We start from the raw sequence: 19,154 nt of genomic DNA, 5'->3' as shown, positions 1-19,154 counted from the left end.
CAGGTTGACATCGCACGTCCATTTCGCCGGGCTGCCAGTGATCGACTGGTCATTTTCCTGCGCGTTCACTCCGCCGGCCTCAGCCATAAATAAAATAGCCCCATCCTCGTTTTTTTTATTGCTTTACCGGCTCCCCGTTGTATCCGACAGTGATCCCCAGTTCGTCGCCAAGGCCCCTCGCCTCGCATTCGAAATGCGGTTGATTGGTGCTGGCGGCGACCCACCACAATGATGACCTGCGTTTCGGAAGATCTGCAGGTCCTGGAGATGAGTCGGTGAGCCATGGGAAAGCATGATCAACTGCCTTTTAGCGGCGTGAAAGTCATCGACTTTGGCCAGTACATCGCCGGCCCGGCCGTGGCGATGATCCTGGCGGATCTCGGCGCCACCGTCATTCACATCGCCCCCCCTGCTGGGCCGCTTTGGGACAGCCCGGCCAATGCCGTACTGAACCGCAACAAGTATTGCTTGCAGCTTGACCTGAAGTCCGCGCAGGGGCTCGAGGCGGCCATGGCATTCATCGCGCGTGCCGATATCGTGATCGAGAACTTCCGGCCGGGCGTCATCACCCGGTTGGGCCTGGACTTCGCCGAGCTGCGTCGTCAAAGGCCCGAGCTCATTACGCTGTCCATCCCTGGCTTCGCCAGCAACGACCAGTTGCGTCGTCACTGGCGCGCCCTCGAGCCGATTATTGCGTCGGCCTCCGGGGTATTCACCGATATGGGTCAGAACCGCGTACTGATGGGGATAAACCCGAGCTTTTCGCCGCTGCCATTAGCCTCGTCCTACGGCACCATGCTGGCTGTCTCCGCGGTGGCACTCGCTCTGCAAGCGCGGGAGCGCACGGGAGTGGGTGATCAAATCGAGGTGCCTCTGGCCGCGGCGGTGATGGAGGGGCTGTCTTACAACTCGATCAAGATCGACGGTTATCCCGAACGCTACAAGACCTTGCGTGAAAAGGAAATTGAGCGGCGGCGGTCGGAAAATCTTCCGATGAACCTCGGCTACGAAGAACTGCAAGAATATCTCGACCCCTTTTACCGCACATACGAGTGCGCGGACGGTCGCAAGTTCTATGCGGTATGCCCGTCACACCGCTCGCACGCCAGGCGTTGCCTTCAGGCGATGGGGTTGTACGAGGAAATGCTATCTGCCGGGCTGCCGACAGTGAGCGACCCATACCTTCCTATCTCTCAGTGGGAGGGGGACGCCTCACTCGGTGTCTACCCGTTGACTGACCATTGGGCCCGGCGCATTTCGGCACGCATGAAGGAGGTGTTCCTGACCAAGACAGCGACCGAGTGGGAAAAAATTTTCGGCGAAGGCCGGTTTCCCGGTGCGCCCCACCGATCGACTCAAGAATGGTTGCATGACGAGCACGCCAACGCCGCGGGTCTGGTGGTCGATGTCGACGACCACCAGTACGGCAACATGAAACAGCCCGGCGCGATCGCCTGGCTGGAAGACAGTGCCGACTTGATGCTCTCGCCCGACTCGCGCCGCACGGTGAGTGTCAAAGAAGCCCTGGCCATCCTGGATAAGTGCGCGCCCACGGCACTGCCGCCCCCATCTGAACAGCATGTTGGCGGCTGGCTTGACGGTGTGCGTGTCCTCGATCTGACCAATGTCATCGCGGGTCCGCATTCGACCTCCTACCTCGGCCGGTTCGGCGCCGAGGTTATCAAGCTCGACCCCGTAACGCCCAACTATGATCCCTGGAACACGGTGGTCTTTGGCATGTCTTCGGGCCGCGGCAAGCAAAGCGTCCTGGTCGACCTGAACCACCCTGACGGACGCGAGGTGTTTAACCAATTGGTTCGTTCGGTCGATGTGATCGTGATGAATGCACCGGATCGTCAACTGGCACCTTTGGGTCTTGACGAAGCCAGTCTCCAGGCCGTCAACCCTGGCGTGATCTTCTGTCAACTGGATTGCTTTGGGGGACCGCGTCGCGGCCCGCGGACCGATTATCTCGGTTACGACGACTTGATCCAGGCCAGCACCGGCATCATGCTGCGCTTCGGCGGCGGCATGGCTACGCCAGAGGAACACGCTCACGTCGGAACCATTGACGTGAATTGCGGGTTCGCTGCAGCGCTCGGCATTGCCGCCGCGTTATATCGCAAAGCCAGAACCGGCCAGATCAGCCGTGCCCGGACCTCCCTGGCATCGCTCGGCAACCTGGTGCAGATTCCCTTCTGCTACGACTACCCACGGCGGGCCCCGTTCGATGAGCCTTCCGGCCGTAGCGCCCAGGGCTTTGGCAACCTGTCACGCTTCTTTCGGGCCGCGGATGACTGGTTGTATGTGGACGCCAGCGAAAACGAACTGGACAAGCTAAACGCCGTAGAGGGGCTGACGGGCATCCGTGACGCGGCAGATCCCGCAGCGTTTCTCAGCTCCGCGTTCGCCACGGCCTCCGCCGAAACCTGGCAGACGCGGTTGCAAGCGGCCAATGTGGCGGCAGCCATTCCGGACAATATCGACAACTTGCGCCAACGCTACAGCCGCCCTGCAGACAATCGTCCGGGTATCGATAACGCCAGCTATTCATTCAGTGTGTATGCCGAGCATCCGAGTGGACGACGCGTCATCCAACTCGATCCTTTTGCGATTCGCCCTCACGTTGCTCCGATCCGCGCACTGGCGCCAGCAGAAAAGTTTGGTGCCTCGACCCGAGGGGTTCTGCGCAAGATGGGCTACAGCGATACCCAGATTGCGACGTTGATTGCGCGAGGGGCGGTCGGCGAGAGCTGGAGCGAGGAGTACTTGCCCAGCTGAACACGTCACCGTTGCGGGCAAGCCGGAACAAATCGCGACCGATAGCAGCAAGCACCCTGGAAGAAAAAAGGCTGTAGCGAAGGGGTGTTCGAATATTTATAAGATTGGAGACGAAGATGCACGTACGACACCGCAAGCTCCCGGGTACCGAAAACACCCGGCGAGGCGCAGAAATCGTTATCGAGAACCTCAATCGAGCTACGCAGCACATGGCGCGAAAACGCCCATGGCGAGGCACGGGGAAGGAAGTACCCTGCGCGCCTCCCTGTTGCCGCAGCCGATCTGCAGACACAGCGCTACCGCCTGCGCTGCCAGGTGCCTTCCGCACCGAAAGACATTGAGGGTAACGATCATGCAAGACCAGGGCAACACATTTGTGAGCTTCCGCAATGTTCGGAAGACATACGACGGAGAAACACTCGTCGTCAAAGACCTGAATCTCGACATCCAGAAGGGGGAGTTTCTCACTTTGCTTGGTCCGTCCGGCTCGGGAAAGACCACCTGTCTCATGATGCTCGCCGGGTTTGAATACCCAACCGATGGAGAAATCTGGCTGGATGGTCAGTTACTTAATCGTATTCCGCCGCATAAACGCGACATTGGAATGGTATTTCAGAACTATGCACTCTTCCCACACCTGACCGTCGGACAGAACCTCGAGTATCCCCTCAAGGTTCGCAAGATGCCGCCAGACGAGCGGGCCGCGCGCGTCAAGCGGGCGCTCGAGATGGTCCACATGGAAAAGCTGGGTAAGCGAATGCCAGGTCAGCTCTCAGGCGGTCAGCAACAGCGAGTGGCGCTTGCGCGTGCATTGGTGTTCAACCCAAAGCTTGTGCTGATGGACGAACCGCTTGGCGCGCTGGACAAACAGCTGCGCGAGCACATGCAGATAGAGCTCAAGGCATTGCACGAATCTCTTGGCCTGACCTTTGTGTACGTCACACACGATCAAGGTGAGGCGCTCACGATGTCTGATCGAGTAGCGGTCTTTGATCAGGGAGTGATCCAACAGCTCGACCAGGTCGACTCGCTCTACGAATCGCCGAGGAATCTGTTTGTAGCCAACTTCATTGGTGACAGTAACCGGGTGGAAGGCACCGTCGTAAGCCGGGATGGTAATTATTGCGAGTTGCGCATTGCAGACGGTACGACCGTACGTGCGCTGAATGTTGCCGGGCTCAATGTCGGCAGCCACGCCACAGGGGTGATCCGTCCCGAGCGGCTCTCGATTGGACGGCAATCCGAACAGCAGCGCAATGTCATCAACAGCGAAACGCTTGGGATGATCTACTTCGGCGATCACGTCCGGCTACGCTGCCGCTGCCCCGGAGAAACAGAGTGTTTCGTGAAGGTTCCGCTCGGGCAGGACGGGGCGGACCATGTCCAACCGGGAAATCGAATCGCGTTGTCGTTTCATGAAGATCATCTAAGAGTTTTCAATTGACCACGCGTAGCGAAATCACCTTGTGCCAAGGAGAACGAAATGAGGTTCTTTAGAAATACGATCGGCGTGGCTGCCATGATGTGTTGTTCCGCTTTCGCATTGGCCGACGGCCTTACGACGGTCAATTACGGCGGCGCCGTGGGGAACGCCGAGAAGGCTGCCTGGGTTGAACCGTTCTCGAAAGCGAGCGGTATTCCGACGAATGCGATTGAGTACACGGGCGAAATGGCCAAAGTCAAAGCGATGGTCGACGCCAAAGATGTCACGTGGGATGTCGTTGAAGTCGAGTCGGCAGACATCGGACGCGGCTGTCAGGACGGACTCTTCGAGAAGCTCGACTGGTCGAAGATCGCGAAAAAGGGTGATCTGGTGCCTGGATCGGTGACTCCCTGCGCTGCTGGCACATTCGTGTGGTCGACCGTGCTGGCATACAACCCGACGCTGACGAAGGGCACGCCACAGGGCTGGAAGGATTTTTGGGACGTCAAGAAATTTCCTGGCAAGCGTGGCATGAAAAAGGAGGCGCGTTATAACCTCGAATTCGCACTGATGGCAGATGGCGTTCCGGCGAAAGACGTGTACACCGTGCTCGGCACGGAGGCTGGCGTCAATCGGGCGTTCAAGAAGATGGCCGAGCTCAAGCCATACATTCAGTGGTGGGAGGCTGGCGCGCAGCCGCCCCAGTTCCTGGTCGCCGGTGATGTTTCGATGTCCACCGCGTATAACGGCCGCATCGATGCCGCAATGCGGGCGGGGAACAAGAACCTGGGTATTTCGTGGTACCAAAGCATCTATGAGCTGGACTATTTCGTAATTCCGAAGGGCTCGAAAAATAAGGACGCAGCCGAGAAGTACCTTGCCTACGTGCTCGAACCGCAGTCCCAAGCTGCGTTCGCGCAGCACATTCCGTACGGGCCAACCAACAAGGGCGCCTTAAAGTTGCTTGATGCAACCACTCTTGCAAACCTGCCTAACTCGCCGAAGAATGGCAAAGATGCTATCCCCAACGACGTAGGGTTCTGGACCGACCATGGTGATGCGCTAGAACAGCGTTTCACCGCGTGGGCAGCGCAATAACGCGAATCGCGTACCCATCGCTCGAACGCAAGGGTACGCGAAGGAGAGAGACATGAGCGCGGTAACTACTCAGCAGCAGGATTGGCATTTGCGTGAGCTCAAGCGATCGCTTAGGAACGTGAATTTACGTAAACAGATGGCGGCGCTGGCGCTGGTCGCTCCTCTTGCTATTTTCATTTTTCTGGTATTCGTGATGCCCGTTGCATCCATGATTTCGCGGTCGATTCAGAGTCCGGAAGTCGTTGACGCGTTGCCAGACACGACGGCGGCGCTGCGAAACTGGGATCGGAAATCGGCAGTTCCGGATGACGCTTTTCGCGGGCTGATGCTGGATATCGAGCGCAACGGCGGGAACAACAGTTCGGGTACCGCTGCCGGTCGACTGAACGGGCAGAAGGAGGGTTTCCGTTCGCTGTTTTACAAGACTTCCAGCGCACTTCCGTTCGGCGACGATGATTCAGCGCTGCCTGCGCACGAGGTGCGACAAAAGCTGATCGAAATCGACAGGCGTTGGGAAGATCCCGGTTACTGGCAGGTAATCGCTAAAGATTCATCCCGATACACAAGCCAGTATCTCCTCGCGACGATGGACTACCGTCGCAATTCTGCTGGTGACATCGTTCCGGTTGATCCAGGCGCCTCGGCATATCGGGAGGTATTCATGCGAACGTTCGTGATTAGCGGCCTGGTAACGCTCGCCGCGCTGCTCCTCGGCTACCCCTTGGCATACTGGATCTCCAGTCTGCCGGCGGGTAAAGCAAATCTGCTGATGATCCTGGTGCTCCTTCCCTTCTGGACTTCGATCCTCGTGCGGATCTCCGCCTGGATCGTCATCCTTCAAGGATCGGGCCTCGTCAACAAGGCGTTGCTGTCGCTGGACCTGATATCGTCTCCATTGACACTGCTGTTCAACCGGACGGGGGTGCTGATCTCGATGACTCATATCCTCCTGCCGTTCATGATTCTGCCGCTGTACAGCGTCATGAAATCAGTGCCAGCCAGCTATACGAAGGCAGCGATCTCGCTGGGTAGTCACCCGTTCGGCGCGTTCTGGAAGGTCTACTTTCCGCAAACGCTGCCAGGAGTCGGCGCCGGCGGACTGCTGGTATTCATCACGGCTTTGGGCTACTACATTACTCCGGCATTGCTGGGCGGAGCCGGCGACCAGATGGTGAGCTACTACATCGCCTATTTCACGAATGTGGCCTTGAACTGGGGCATGGCGTGCGCACTGGGAGCGGTTCTGCTTCTCGTGACGTTGATACTCTTCGGTGTTTATCGAAAGATCGTTGGCAACGAACTGAAGGTAGGTTAGGACCATGAAAACGACCGTATTGCGTTTTGCACCTTATACATCGGCTCCCGAGATCGCGTGGCACTACTTTTTGCGATCGACCAATGTCATGATCCTGCTTTTTCTGGTCTTGCCGATACTGGTGATCATCCCGCTTTCTTTCACGGACAATACATTCCTGGTCTATCCGATACACAAGTTCTCGTTCAAGTGGTACCACAATCTGTTTACGTCCATTGACTGGCTTCGTGCCGGAAAAAACAGCTTCATCGTAACCCCGCTTGCCACGATCCTGGCCACTGTCCTCGGGACGTTGGCCGCGTTGGGCCTCAACAAGGCGACGTTCAAAGGCAAGGGCGCGCTGATCGGCATTTTGATCTCGCCGATGATCGTGCCGGTGATCGTCACTGCCGTCGGGATGTATCTGTTCTTTGCGAAGTGGGGCTTAGCCGGGTCGTACCTCGGTCTGATTTTGGGTCATACCGCTATCGCTGCTCCATTCGTGGTGGTCACTGTCAACGCCACCCTTGCCGGGTTCAACCAGAATTACGTGCGCGCGAGCCTGAGCCTCGGTGCGTCGCCCGTCAGGACGTTCTTCTCCGTCACCCTGCCGATCATTGCGCCGGGCGTTATTTCTGGAGCCCTGTTTGCATTCGCCACGTCGCTCGATGATGTCGTCATCACGATGTTCATCGCGGGTCCGACACAAGGTACATTGCCGTTGCAGATGTTCATCGGCCTCCGGGAAAACATTACGCCGACGATTGCTGCCCTTGCGACAATTCTGATTGTATTTTCGAGCCTGCTTCTGGTGACGATGGAGTGGCTGAGGTCCAGAAGCGCGGCGCGGCAGATAGCGACGTGACATTGCTTGCCGCGGCACCTGTCGCCTTATGCCCGTGGAAGCCGTCAGGCATGGGGCGAAGTGGTACATCCTTGCATGGTTTATGTTGTCCGGATGTACCATTTCGCCTCGCCTGACCGCCTGCGTTTACCGTCAGAGAGGACAAGCATGGCTTTTTCAGCCCTTTATCTGCAGCAGAATGACAACGGTTTTTCGGCCGGGGTTACCAGACTCGATGACCGAACCCTCGACGAGCATCCCCTCGCAGCCGGCGAAGTGCTCATTCGTATCGCGCACTCGACGCTTAACTACAAGGACGCGCTAGCGGTCACGAACCGCGGTCCGGTCGTACGCGCCTGGCCAATGGTCGCGGGTATCGATGGCGCCGGCGAGGTGGTGACATCGACAGATTCTCGCTGGAAAGCGGGCGATATTGTCCTCGTCAACGGATGGGGCCTCGGCGAAACACACTGGGGGTGCCTCGCAGAGAAAGCCCGCCTGAAGGCCGACTGGCTGATTGCGGTACCGCAGGGACTATCAACGGCCGAAAGCATGGCAATCGGGACGGCCGGTTACACGGCGATGCTATCCTGCCTTGCGCTGGAACAGGCCGGTGTCAAGCCGGCCGACGGTGAAGTCCTCGTGACCGGCGCGAGCGGCGGTGTGGGCAGCGTGGCAATCTCGCTATTGAGCAGTTGGGGATTTACGGTCGTGGCATCGACGGGCAAGCCGGAGCAGGCGCATTTTCTGAAGCGTATCGGCGCCGCCGATGTGGTCGATCGGGACTCGCTGTCGGCAGCCGGCAAGCCGTTGCAGAAAGAGCGCTGGGCGGCGGTGGTGGATTCTGTCGGCTCGCATACGCTTGCCAACGCATGCGCACAGACGAAATATGGCGGCGCCGTAACGGCATGCGGTCTCGCGCAAGGCATGGAGTTCCCGGCGAACGTTGCGCCTTTCATTCTGCGCGGTATAAAACTGTTGGGCATCGACTCGGTTATGTGTCCGATCGCTCATCGTCAGATAGCGTGGAATCGGCTCGCTGCGGATCTGGATCGAGCAAAGCTCGCCGAACTCACGCACCGAATAGCGTTGCACGACGTGCCGGAGGCAGCCGTGCAAATGATGGATGGAAAGCTGAGCGGTCGCACGGTTGTCGACATTTGCCGCAGCGCATGATGTCGGGCGCTTCCGTTCGGATTTGAAGGTCTGCGACTTCAGGATCGGTGGTGTGCTCTCCCGTGCCGGGATGTGGCAGCACGGGAGCTGTAGCGGGTTATGCAGTGGAAAGACTACCTCGCCGTCGGCATCGCGAATTCGGCACCTTGCTCGATACTCTCCGGCCAGCGTTGCATGATTGACTTCTGACGCGTATAGAACCGGACGCCTTCTTCGCCATACGCGTGCGTGTCACCGAACAAGCTACGCTTCCAGCCGCCAAATCCGTGCCACGCCATCGGCACCGGAATCGGTACGTTGATGCCAACCATTCCAACCTCAATTCTCCGGCCAAACTCGCGCGCGATGTGTCCATCGCGAGTGTAACAGGCGACGCCATTGCCGAATTCGTGCGCGTTGACCAGGTCGACGGCCTCTGTAAAGTCCTTCGCACGGACGCAGGACAGCACCGGTCCGAAGATTTCCTCTTGATAGATTCGCATCTCGGGCGTGACGTGGTCGAACAACGTGGCACCGGTAAAAAAGCCTTCCTCGTGCCCCGGAACTTTGAGGCCACGTCCATCGACAACCAGCGACGCGCCTTCTTCGACGCCAATCGCAATGTAGTTTTCAATGCGTTCCAGCGCCTGACGTGTGACGATCGGCCCCATCTCGGCGTCGGGCTCCGTGCCGTTCTTTACTATTACGGAGCGTGCTCGATCAGCGAGCCGCGGAATCAGTTTGTCCGCAACGTCGCCTACGAGGACTGCGACCGAGATCGCCATGCACCGTTCACCCGCGGAGCCGTAGCCTGCGCCGACCAAAGCGTCGACGGCTTGATCAATGTCAGCGTCGGGCATCACAACCATGTGATTCTTCGCTCCGCCAAGCGCCTGGATCCGTTTTCCGTACTTTGCCCCCGTCTCGTAGATGTAGTTGGCAATCGGCGTCGAACCGACGAAACTGATCGCTTTTACGTCAGGATGCTCGAGCAGAGCATCCACGACTATCTTGTCCCCTTGCACGACGTTGAACACTCCGTCAGGCAACCCGGCTTCCTGCAGCAAGCGGGCCATGTAGAGCGACGCTGAGGGATCACGCTCGCTGGGCTTCAGAATGAACGCATTGCCTGCGGCAATCGCGATCGGAAACATCCAGCAAGGAACCATGCACGGAAAGTTGAAAGGCGTGATTCCCGCGACAACGCCGAGTGGTTGCCGGGTCGTCCAGTTGTCGATGTCGGTCGACACCTGTTCCGTATGGTCGCCCTTCAGCAATTGCGGAATGCCGCAGGCAAACTCGATCACATCGATGCCCCGTGCCACTTCGCCTTGCGCATCGCTGAACACTTTTCCGTGCTCGGCGGTCATGATCGCTGCCAGTTCGTCCTTGTGCTGGTTCATCAGTTCGAGAAAGCGGCGCATGACGCGCGCGCGACGGATGGGTGGCGTATTACTCCATCCCTGGAACGCCTGTTTCCCCGACGCTACGGCGGCGCTTACGTCGGACGCGTCGCCAAGGTGCAGCGTGCGTGCCGGAGAACCGGTCGCGGGGTTGAATATCGGCTGCTTTCGAGTGCCTGAGCCAGGCACGCGGCGACCGTTGATGAAGTGAACCACGTCTGCGTCGTCGTTGAAGGGCTGCATTTCATACTCCTTGCTGGGATCGGAACAGGCTCTAAGGGCCGCAAAAATGGGCGATGGGAATAGGGTTTTGCCTCCCGATGCCAAGAGTTGTTGTCGCATCTGAATGACCTTCACTTCGATAGCTCAGATGCGGTTTTTTTGAGGGGGGAATTTGCTTACCAGAGACCGCGGTAGAGCTCGACCATTTCCTCGACCGAGGGCACGCGTGGGTTATTGCCAGGCGAGCCGGAGGCCAGAGCCTGCCGTGCCATGGTCGGCATTAAGCTGAAGAAGCGCTCGCGGTCGATACCAAATTGTTCGGGCGTCGGCACCTGAAGGTCATCGTTGATCGACCGCAATTCAGCGAGCAACCTGGCGTTGGCGGCCTGCGTACTGTCCTGCCTGTCGGCCACGCCCATGGCACGAGCGCAATCAGCGTAGCGTTCTTCCGCCGCCGGGATCGAGAACGCGGTCACACTGGGCAGCAGCATGGCGTTGGACAGCCCATGGGGAACGTGGAAAAAGGCGCCGATCGGTCGACTCATGCCGTGTACCAGCGCCACGGACGCAGCGGAAAACGCCACACCGGCGAGCGTCGAACCAAGCATCAGGGCTTCGCGGGCGGCTGTATCCTGGCCGGATCGATAGGCTTTACGCAGATTGGGGCCAATCAGGCGCATGGCCGCCAGGGCCTGACTGTCGCTGTACAGGTTGGCTTTCTGGCTGACGTAGGCTTCGATCGCGTGGGTCAGCGCATCAATACCCGTATCGGCGGTGACGCGCGGCGGCAGGCTGAGGGTCAGGTTATAGTCGACCAAGGCTGCCACGGGCATGAAGCCGATGCCCACACAGAGCATTTTTTCGTCGTTCTGCTGGTCAGTGATGATCGTGAAACGGGTCACTTCCGAGCCGGTTCCCGCAGTGGTGGGCACCGCGATAATGGGCAACCCAACCTCGGTAACAACGCGCGGAAACTTATAGTCGCGCATTTCTCCACCATGCTTGGCAAGAATGCCAATCGCCTTGGCGCTGTCGATCGGACTGCCGCCGCCCAGTGCAATGATACTGTCGTAGTCTCCTGCGCGAGCCTTCTCCACGCCAGCTCGAATCGAGTCAACCGTGGGCTCGGGGACCGTATCAGCGAAAATTTCGGCTGTCATGCCATTGGCGGCGAGATTTTCCTGAATGCGCCCGGCATAGCCCAGCTGCACCATCATCTTGTCGGTGATGATCAGAGGTCGACTGCAACCGAGAGTCGCCAGAACCGTGGGAACTGTCTCGCTGGCGTTTGCGCCGACCTGGAGGATGCGCGGCAAAATCACATGGTTAGACATATCGAATCCAGTATTAATGTCGGTTAAATATAAAAAGCAATCCGGGATCTAATCATTAATTGAAGTCTTCATCACGATGCCTTGTCTTTCTGATAATTTAGATAACCAGACATCGATATCTTTGCTATTGGGAATGGTGAAACTTGCCCGGAGCGGTATAGTTTTCGATGTTCGTTAATTCCCAGTTAGGCATCACCTGTTCGAGAGGTCCCTGCAGGCGTGCATCGCGATGACGCAATAAATCCAGCGTCATTAACAGAGATAGCGGCAAAGTGATATGCCCATGGCCGGACCGGCCGTGCGTTGCCCGAAGTGAATGGCCCTGACTTCGTAAGCCGATAGTTGATTAAGCTTCCACATGACTCATCGTCTCGTCTCTCGGACCCGCAGATTTGCTGCAATGCAGGTCATCATTGTCGTCGGTAGCCGTCAGCACTGATCAATCGCGTTTTGGCTGCAAGCTGCCGTGGCGGCACGCTGAGGTTACTGTCGGTTAGAACGAGGAGCGGGTAAAGCAATAAAAAAGCCGATGATGGGTCCGCTTTACTTATGGCTATGGCCGTCGGGGCGAGGTGGAAGGCTATTTTTGCCCATCCCCCGCCGAACTGAGCGATCTGAAGAAGCTGTTACATTAATCTCGTCCACGTCATGTGAGCGGTCGCCGCGCGCGAGAGCGACCTTCGGCGGGGACATTTGCGCTGATCCGCCCCGCTGCCCTCGATCGATATTGCAAGCAGTTCTTCCCCGCTTCGAACACGATCTCGGTCGCGACGTTCGGCTGGTGCGAGCAGGAATGCTTTACTTGCGTATAGGACTTCAACGCCTGATGCCCTCCAGTGGCGCCACACAGACTGAGCGTTCGGCGCTGCAATGGCCGTTGCCAAGCCGGATCTTGAGGCGGGTGCCGCGCCTCACAGCGATCTAGCGCCGCTGTCTCAGCAAGTCGAATTGGCGCTGTTGTCTCAGCGAATTCAGTTCGCGCTGCTGCCTCAGCAAATCCAAATCGCGCTGTTGTTTCAGTAATTGGAGTTGTTCGTTCTGGAGTTCGATCTGTTGCTTCTGCTCTTCCAATTGCGCTCTATAGGCCCCCGTGCTTTGGTCAGCCAGCGCTCCCTGCGGGTAAGTCTGCGCGTAGGCGAGGGAACAGCCAGCCGTCAACGTCGCAGCAACGATAAGTGCTTTCATGATGCCCCCGGGCGGATGCTCTTTTGAAATATTTTAGGCCAGAAAGGTGGGGCATCGGCGGGACCGACGTGGCTGTCGGCGTCGTGCGTGGATCGGTGATTGCGTATGTTGAGCGAGCGGCGTGCGTGGCAACGAGAGGCCGGCATCGACCCGTTGCCGTCATTCGACCGCCGCTTACGAAGGTCCGTACAGCGACAAGCAGCAGTCAGTCGCAGCAATCATGCTGGTCCGATCGCCTGTGTGACCCAACATGTGTGGCTCACTGAACTCCGGCCGTGTCGCGCAGAGCCGGCAAAGTCTCCAGCACAAAATTGCGGCCGGCATGTCACTACCACGGCTATGGAAAGCTTCAGATTCATTACCGGTATAGCGTCCACGTAATGCAGACCATAAATAAGTTTTACTTTCCGATTTTTCGTCGTGCCGCCATTGTGTGAGCCAGACACCCAGTCTATAGCCACAACTCATGCGCTGCGCGGCCGCATCCGTGGGAGACGTGGCTATCTCTTGAGATGACAATTTCTTAAGCTTTCTTAAGAATTGCTCACTGATCCTCCTCGTTCAGGGGTGCATATAAGTTTCAGTGCTCTAGCCGATCCCTAGACCGACGGTCGAGCCAATAAACGGAAAGGAGACGAATCGATGGGAAAGCGCATAACGACCTTGGTTTTGCTCGCTGCGGCCGCACTGGCCGGCTGCGGAGGTGGAGATAACGTCAGCGCACCGACACCGCCAAAGCTATTGACGAACATCGCCGTGCCCAATGCTTCGAGCCCACCATTCAGTTTCGATATTGGCTACGTCGAGACCGGTAAGTACTTTCTTGCCGACCGCAATAACAAGGCAGTCGACGTCGTGGACACTAAATCGAACACGTTGATCGCACAGATTCCGGGGCCGTTCATCGGTGCTGGCGCCACAACAAATGAGTCCGGTCCCGACGGAATTGTAGGTATCACCGGCACGAACACGATCTACGTCGGCGACGTCGACTCAGTTAAGGTGATCGATACGGCTGCGCAAAAGACGGTCAACACGATCGCCATCAGTAATTCCGGATCGCGCGTCGATGAGGGCTGCTACGATCCTGACGATCATCTCGTGATGTATGCGAGTCCCGCAGACTCGCCCCCGTTTGTCACGTTCATTTCCACGCTGACACAAAAGGCGGTGGTAAAGCTTCCTTTCAACGGTTCGTCGGGGCTCGAAGCGTGCACATACGATCCTGCCTCGAAAAGCTTTTTGATCAACAATGACGGGACCTCTGCCAATCCCGATGGCGAGCTCGATGTCATCACCGCCAGTTCTGCAGTGGCGGGCAGTCCTTCTGTCAGCAAATCGTTTCCACTAGGGAAATGCGGACCGGCGGGGATCGTGCTTGGCCCGAATAACGACGTGCTCGTTGGATGCGATCCGCCGGCCGGCGACCCGCTCGTCACGCTGATCCTCGATCGTGCGAGTGGCGCAATCCACGCCAGCCTGCCATTTGGCGGGGTGGATCAGGTCAATTATGATCCGACTTCCAACCGCTATTTCCTGCCGGCTCGGCACTACGTCACGAGCGGTACCGCTGCAGCTTCAGGATTTAGCCCGCAGATGGGCGTAATCGATGGCGCTTCACGGCAATTGCTCTTTAAGGTTCCGGTGGGCACCGGGGCGCATTCTGTCGCCATCGACAGCGCGCTTGGGCAAGTGTACGTGCCGTTCCAGCCCGGCGCGGCAGGATTTCCCAACGGGGGCATCTCAGTGTTCTCGACCCGCTAAACTTTCCGATGTGGGTCATAGTCAAGCGAGCCGGATTGGATGACGATTGCCGCAGACGCGTTCAACTATGGTTGGATGGGGCGCTCCCACCGACGCTCCACGATCCGATGGGTTACGGGTCTGGAGCGCCGGTGGTGACCGGCCTTCACCGCAGTTGGAACGGTCGTTCGCAGGCGCGTCCGGCATGGCTCACTTTGGCCGACTATCGCCTGATGCGCCCAGCGTTTGTCACTCCGCAAGTGGCGCTCGACTTCCTCACGCACGGTCGCTGGCGAAAGGTTGGTCTCAGGTAGTTCCGCGGCGCGCGCCACCCGCACGAGTAACCGGCAGCAGGCCGCTGCCGGTTTCAACTACGCTCTCATCCGTCAATTTGCTGAATGCCGGCCAGTCGCCACGCCTGGTTGCCACGTGCGTCGCTGACCATGTTCCACACTTCCTGGAACGGCTGGGCAGTCGGCGCATCGTCTTCCCGCATTTGACCGTAAAAGCGAACGCTAACCAGCGTTTCATCCGCATTGCGTTCTGTGCCAAGCACTTCCGCGTCAAGTTGCGTGACTTCCGTATGACTCACCTGGCGACCCCGAGCTTCGAGGTCCCGCTTAATTTGCGCGAACATCTCCGGCGTCGTCAATTCGAACAGGTCACCCTGCTCGTTCCGGTCCCATGCGCCTTGAAGGCGCATGAACAAGGTCTTTGCCGATACAAGAAACGCCGCCTGATCTTGCTCGAGTGGTAGTCCCGTTGTCCTCCCCGCGTCCGCTGCTCCCGTCGAACCCATCGCCGCGTTCGGCCAGCCCCGCAAGTTCGCTTCAGGCCGCGCCTGCGGGAACTGATTCAGAAACCGTGAGCCGTTCGTTTGCTGGCGGTTCACGGGACCGTGTCCATAGGCAAGATCCGGACGACGCCGGTTGGCGATAAAGCGGAACAGCATCACGCCGGCGAAAATCACCGCCCCGATCAGCAACGCATTCGACAGCATCTGCGCCAGCCCTTCGCCCAGGCCAAACGACGACAGTAATGCTGCAATCCCAAGGCCCGCAGCGAGACCAGCCAGCGGGCCCATCCAGCGGTTACCCGCTGCCGCAGCAGGCGCCTGCGCGGCCTGTTGTGCCGGCTGTGCCTGTTGGCTTCGCTGCGCTTGTCCAGACGGCGACGCCGTCTGCGACTGCCGCCCGATGCTTTGACTCCCGCCTACGCGCTTCGCCTCGGCGTCGTTCGACGCCACGGCGCCCAGCGCCAGCAGTCCCGCCAGACCGAGCGCGGCCGTCCCGCGCGTGACTGCACCGGCAGCACGTCGTAATTTGTTGATGATTTGCGTGTACATAAAAACCTCTTTCGATGAGTCGCGAAACTACCCGCAACGCGCTCCATTTGCGCGCGCAAATGCATTACGAACAGTAATATTTTTAGCTACGCAAGCTCGCCGCTGGTTGTGCCTTCGATCCATCAAAAGCGGCGTGAAAACCGTTGCCGTGGATGTAGTGCTCCAGTTGCCGGATGGTGTGTTCCTGCTCGGAAATCAGGTTCTTGATCAGGTCGCCGATCGACACCATTCCTGTCACGTGCCCTGCGCTGAGCACAGGCAGATGGCGAATCTGATGTTCTGTCATGATCGCCATGCACTCGTCCGTCGTCTGCTCCGGACTGACATAACGCACCGCCGTCGACATGATGTCGCGCACAGGCGTATTCGTTGACGAGCGTTCCATCAGAACGATCTTCCGGGCGTAATCGCGCTCCGTCACGATGCCGGCTATGCGCCCGTCGTGCGCGGCGATGAGCGCTCCAACCTCCCTGTGAGCCATGATCGATATCGCGTTGTAAACCGAAGCGGATGCCTCGATCGACCACACTGTCCGGGAAGCTTTCGCACGCAGCAATTCTGCAACCGATGCCATATGTCACCTCTGTCAGCTGTCATGAAACGCCGCCGACACCTCGGGGCGAGGTTTCAATCTAACTGAACCCATACCAACATAAAATTCGTATTTTTATTGTCGATACCTCGAGAAAATCGTATCTTTCCGTAATCGACGGAGGGCACGTGAATTTCAAGCATCTCTATTACTTCTGGGTCGCGGCTCGCGCGGGCGGCATCGTGCGCGCGGGCGGACAGTTGCACATCACGCCGCAAACGCTCAGTGGCCAGATCAAGCTTCTCGAAGAGGCGCTGGATAAGAAGCTGTTCAGGAAAACCGGCCGCACGCTCGAACTGACCGATGCGGGGCGCCTCGCGCTCGATTACGCCGACGAGATATTTTCGTTAGGTTCGGAACTCGAAAGCGCTGTGCGGCGCGAAAGCGAATCCGGTGCGCAAACGCGGTTTCGCGTCGGGATCGCGGATTCGGTCCCCAAGGCGATTGCGTACCGGCTGCTGGAACCCGCGCTGAGCGCGTCGGCGTCGCTGCGCATGATCTGTCACGAAGGCAAACTGCACGCGCTGCTCGCGCAACTGGCCGTGCACCGCCTCGATCTGATCATCGCGGACGCCCCCATTCCCGTCGACGTCAACATCAAGGCGTTCAATCACCGCCTCGGACGTTCGACGCTAAGCTGCTTCGGAACCCAGGCGCTGATTCAAAGCAGCAAAAAACGCTTCCCGATGTCGCTCGACAAGCTGCCTGTGCTACTGCCCGGCACGGAATCCGCCGTGCGGCGCAAGCTGGATCACTGGCTCGCCTCGCACGCCATTTCGCCGCGCATCGTCGGCGAGTTCGACGACGGAGCGATGACTATGGCATTCGGCCGCGAAGGCCGCGGCCTGCTGTTCGCGCCAACCGTGCTCGAAAACCAGTTGCAGACAGAGCACAACCTGACAATAGTCGGGCAGATCAATTCGATCGTCGAGGAATTTTTTGCAATCTCTATCGAGCGCCACATCAGCCACCCGGCTGTCGCGATGATCATGGACGCGGCGCGTAGCGAACTGTTCAACGTTTAGCGGGGCCGTTTCCGATGTGAACGCGACGTTCGAATGTCCTCGTGAGAGCGCGTGCCGGCGGGTGGCGATGGCCGCACCCGGCCAGCAGGAGGAACCCGACTAAGGCGCCGGCGTCGTCCACGATACAGCTGCGCTGACGATGATCGCAATGCGATAGTTCCATTGGGCCGATCGCGCCTTGCGAGCCGAGAAATGGAACCGTGCAAAGGTCGCCCATCGACCCGTTGTCATTCGACAACAGGCGCTCGCTGGATAGACGCAGATTCGAGTTGTGCGGCGCGGGCCGGCTGGACAGCACGAGATCCAGATGGTGATGCGCCAGTTCCGCCAGCAGGTCTTCCGCTTCGCCTTCGTGGCAGAGCAGCCGTAGCGAAGGCGTGTCCAGCACGCCCGCAAGAATGGCATGGACGGCCTGCTTCGAAATGCCATCCGTCAAGCCGACCGCGAAGCGCGCGACGGTCCCGCTGGCCGCTTCGCGCACTTCGTCGTGCAACGCGCGCCCGGCCGCGTCCGCGGCCCTGCGCCTGCATCAAATGCGCTCGCCAACACGAGCAGGGCACCGCCGGGAACCCTATCCGCTTACACGCCGTCACCCGTCTCATCGAAGAATGAGGTTTTGTCCGTCCCGTTCGCTTTGGCGCGATACATCGCGCTATCGGCCTGGCGCATCAGGGCGTGTGCATCAAGACGTCCGTCCGCGCTATTGGCACCGAGCATGCGCACGCCAATGCTGGCGGATACGGCGACGGGATGACCGCCGATCTCTCGAAGCCCATGAAGGATGTCGTGAATACCGTCGGCAATCGCGCGCGCGCCGGCGTCGCCATGCACGTGGCGGGCGAGCACCGCGAACTCGTCGCCTCCCAGGCGGGCAACCGTATCGCCGCGGCGAATGCGTGTCTGCAGACCGTTGGCGAAGCACTGCAACAGTTCATCACCCACCGCGTGCCCATAAGCGTCATTGACGTACTTGAAGCCGTCGAGATCGATGAACAGCAAGACAGACTGTCCTTTATCGTCGTCTCGCGCCGCAGTCGCTTTAGCGATCGCCTGCTCGAGGCGAGTGCGGTTGCTGAGTCCTGTCAGAGGGTCCGTCGCAGCCTGCCGTTCGAGCCGATGCACGAGGGCCATCAAGTAAACGGAAGTCGCCGCGATGCTGAGCATGATGCCCAATCCCACCGCGAGGTTTTCTCTCCACCACGGCTCGACGTGCATCAGAATCACGACGCCTGCAAGCGCAACCGCACATGAAAGTAGCAACGGCCGCTTGCCGTGGCGGCAACCGGCACCCACAAGGAACCAGAACACGACCCAGAGCAAGGGCAGCGCCACGCGCCCGCCGAGCGCCAAGGCAGTCATGACAAGCGCCTGGTCTGCAATGGTGGTGACCGTCAATCGAAGGCGCGGCCGAACCGTCGCGGCGGCCGCGGCTACGTATGTCGCCACGCCGAATACCACGTATGCGAAAACCACGCCCAGAGTGTCATACGCGGCGGCCGTGCGCTGGAGCGCGGCGACGGCGATATAGCCGATCAACACGACCGTGCCCAAGCATATCCGGAGGAGCGCCTGCTCCTTCTCAGGTTGTCCGCGAAAGACACCTAGAAACGTTTGCTCATGCCAACGCTGCGCGCCCGGCCGCTCCATGCCGTGTACCCCGTCAATATTGTCTTTTGCAGCGGGCATTCTATCGCTTTTGCCGGCGACCAA

14 protein-coding genes and 1 pseudogene are annotated in these 19,154 nt (G+C 59.0%); 8 read left to right on the top strand and 7 right to left on the bottom strand.

Going from position 1 to position 19,154, the window contains the following annotated elements; genetic code table 11:
• Nucleotides 1–282: 282 nt before the first annotated feature.
• The 6 genes from HDG37_RS00645 (at nucleotide 283) to HDG37_RS00620 (ending at nucleotide 8,616) form a co-directional block, all read left to right on the top strand.
• Nucleotides 283–2,781, top strand: coding sequence for a CoA transferase (locus HDG37_RS00645; protein WP_184043508.1), 2,499 nt, complete (start codon nucleotides 283–285; stop codon nucleotides 2,779–2,781).
• A gap of 352 nt (nucleotides 2,782–3,133) precedes the next feature.
• On the top strand, nucleotides 3,134–4,225 hold the full coding sequence (locus HDG37_RS00640; protein ID WP_184043506.1) for an ABC transporter ATP-binding protein: 1,092 nt from the start codon (nucleotides 3,134–3,136) through the stop codon (nucleotides 4,223–4,225).
• Between the two features lie 39 nt (nucleotides 4,226–4,264).
• Nucleotides 4,265–5,302: an ABC transporter substrate-binding protein gene (locus HDG37_RS00635; protein WP_184043504.1), complete on the top strand. Its 1,038-nt coding sequence runs from the start codon at nucleotides 4,265–4,267 to the stop codon at nucleotides 5,300–5,302.
• Nucleotides 5,303–5,354: 52 nt separating this feature from the next.
• Nucleotides 5,355–6,617 (top strand): ABC transporter permease, encoded by a 1,263-nt coding sequence (locus tag HDG37_RS00630; protein ID WP_184043502.1) that lies wholly within the window; start codon nucleotides 5,355–5,357, stop codon nucleotides 6,615–6,617.
• Between the two features lie 4 nt (nucleotides 6,618–6,621).
• Nucleotides 6,622–7,461 carry an ABC transporter permease gene (locus tag HDG37_RS00625; protein WP_184043501.1) on the top strand — a complete coding sequence of 280 codons (840 nt, stop codon included), beginning with the start codon at nucleotides 6,622–6,624 and terminating at the stop codon, nucleotides 7,459–7,461.
• Nucleotides 7,462–7,608: 147 nt separating this feature from the next.
• On the top strand, nucleotides 7,609–8,616 hold the full coding sequence (locus tag HDG37_RS00620) for an MDR family oxidoreductase (protein WP_090805033.1): 1,008 nt from the start codon (nucleotides 7,609–7,611) through the stop codon (nucleotides 8,614–8,616).
• Between the two features lie 113 nt (nucleotides 8,617–8,729).
• On the opposite strand, the gene HDG37_RS00615 is transcribed toward HDG37_RS00620, so the two are convergent.
• The 3 genes from HDG37_RS00615 to HDG37_RS00605 all read right to left on the bottom strand — a co-directional run bounded on the left by HDG37_RS00615 (nucleotide 8,730) and on the right by HDG37_RS00605 (nucleotide 12,739).
• Nucleotides 8,730–10,241, bottom strand: a complete 1,512-nt coding sequence (locus tag HDG37_RS00615) for a CoA-acylating methylmalonate-semialdehyde dehydrogenase (protein ID WP_184043499.1) — start codon at nucleotides 10,239–10,241, stop codon at nucleotides 8,730–8,732.
• A gap of 155 nt (nucleotides 10,242–10,396) precedes the next feature.
• Nucleotides 10,397–11,554, bottom strand: coding sequence for an iron-containing alcohol dehydrogenase (locus tag HDG37_RS00610; RefSeq protein ID WP_184043497.1), 1,158 nt, complete (start codon nucleotides 11,552–11,554; stop codon nucleotides 10,397–10,399).
• 921 nt (nucleotides 11,555–12,475) lie between these two features.
• Nucleotides 12,476–12,739: a hypothetical protein gene (locus tag HDG37_RS00605; protein ID WP_184043495.1), complete on the bottom strand. Its 264-nt coding sequence runs from the start codon at nucleotides 12,737–12,739 to the stop codon at nucleotides 12,476–12,478.
• 642 nt (nucleotides 12,740–13,381) lie between these two features.
• Here HDG37_RS00605 and HDG37_RS00600 point away from each other — a divergent pair.
• Nucleotides 13,382–14,503 (top strand): YncE family protein, encoded by a 1,122-nt coding sequence (locus tag HDG37_RS00600; protein WP_184043493.1) that lies wholly within the window; start codon nucleotides 13,382–13,384, stop codon nucleotides 14,501–14,503.
• Nucleotides 14,504–14,861: 358 nt separating this feature from the next.
• Here HDG37_RS00600 and HDG37_RS00595 read toward each other — a convergent pair whose 3' ends face one another.
• A complete protein-coding gene (locus HDG37_RS00595; RefSeq protein ID WP_184043491.1) occupies nucleotides 14,862–15,827 on the bottom strand; it encodes a Tim44 domain-containing protein in 966 nt (321 codons plus the stop codon).
• Nucleotides 15,828–15,909: 82 nt separating this feature from the next.
• Nucleotides 15,910–16,401, bottom strand: a complete 492-nt coding sequence (locus HDG37_RS00590) for a CBS domain-containing protein (protein WP_184043489.1) — start codon at nucleotides 16,399–16,401, stop codon at nucleotides 15,910–15,912.
• Nucleotides 16,402–16,547: 146 nt separating this feature from the next.
• On the opposite strand from HDG37_RS00590, the gene nhaR reads away from it, so the two are divergent.
• Entirely contained in the window at nucleotides 16,548–17,444 is an 897-nt protein-coding gene (nhaR, locus tag HDG37_RS00585) for a transcriptional activator NhaR (protein ID WP_184043487.1), read from the top strand.
• A gap of 229 nt (nucleotides 17,445–17,673) precedes the next feature.
• Here nhaR and HDG37_RS00580 read toward each other — a convergent pair.
• Together HDG37_RS00580 and HDG37_RS00575 are read right to left on the bottom strand one after the other, a co-directional pair.
• Nucleotides 17,674–17,946, bottom strand: a pseudogene (locus tag HDG37_RS00580) (LysR family transcriptional regulator); the annotation flags it as partial.
• Nucleotides 17,947–18,023: 77 nt separating this feature from the next.
• Entirely contained in the window at nucleotides 18,024–19,130 is a 1,107-nt protein-coding gene (locus HDG37_RS00575; protein ID WP_260332709.1) for a GGDEF domain-containing protein, read from the bottom strand.
• Nucleotides 19,131–19,154 lie beyond the last annotated feature (24 nt).

This window comes from Paraburkholderia sp. MM5384-R2 (assembly GCF_014201025.1).
Taxonomy (GTDB): domain Bacteria; phylum Pseudomonadota; class Gammaproteobacteria; order Burkholderiales; family Burkholderiaceae; genus Paraburkholderia; species Paraburkholderia tuberum.
This window is presented reverse-complemented; position numbering and strand designations above follow the sequence as displayed.

Coding starts and splice junctions, on each gene's coding strand:
- HDG37_RS00645 (WP_184043508.1), top strand. CDS start 283: ATGGGAAAGCATGATCAACTGCCTTTTAGCGGCGTGAAAGTCATCGAC.
- HDG37_RS00640 (WP_184043506.1), top strand. CDS start 3,134: ATGCAAGACCAGGGCAACACATTTGTGAGCTTCCGCAATGTTCGGAAG.
- HDG37_RS00635 (WP_184043504.1), top strand. CDS start 4,265: ATGAGGTTCTTTAGAAATACGATCGGCGTGGCTGCCATGATGTGTTGT.
- HDG37_RS00630 (WP_184043502.1), top strand. CDS start 5,355: ATGAGCGCGGTAACTACTCAGCAGCAGGATTGGCATTTGCGTGAGCTC.
- HDG37_RS00625 (WP_184043501.1), top strand. CDS start 6,622: ATGAAAACGACCGTATTGCGTTTTGCACCTTATACATCGGCTCCCGAG.
- HDG37_RS00620 (WP_090805033.1), top strand. CDS start 7,609: ATGGCTTTTTCAGCCCTTTATCTGCAGCAGAATGACAACGGTTTTTCG.
- HDG37_RS00615 (WP_184043499.1), bottom strand. CDS start 10,241: ATGCAGCCCTTCAACGACGACGCAGACGTGGTTCACTTCATCAACGGT.
- HDG37_RS00610 (WP_184043497.1), bottom strand. CDS start 11,554: ATGTCTAACCATGTGATTTTGCCGCGCATCCTCCAGGTCGGCGCAAAC.
- HDG37_RS00605 (WP_184043495.1), bottom strand. CDS start 12,739: ATGAAAGCACTTATCGTTGCTGCGACGTTGACGGCTGGCTGTTCCCTC.
- HDG37_RS00600 (WP_184043493.1), top strand. CDS start 13,382: ATGGGAAAGCGCATAACGACCTTGGTTTTGCTCGCTGCGGCCGCACTG.
- HDG37_RS00595 (WP_184043491.1), bottom strand. CDS start 15,827: ATGTACACGCAAATCATCAACAAATTACGACGTGCTGCCGGTGCAGTC.
- HDG37_RS00590 (WP_184043489.1), bottom strand. CDS start 16,401: ATGGCATCGGTTGCAGAATTGCTGCGTGCGAAAGCTTCCCGGACAGTG.
- HDG37_RS00575 (WP_260332709.1), bottom strand. CDS start 19,130: ATGCCCGCTGCAAAAGACAATATTGACGGGGTACACGGCATGGAGCGG.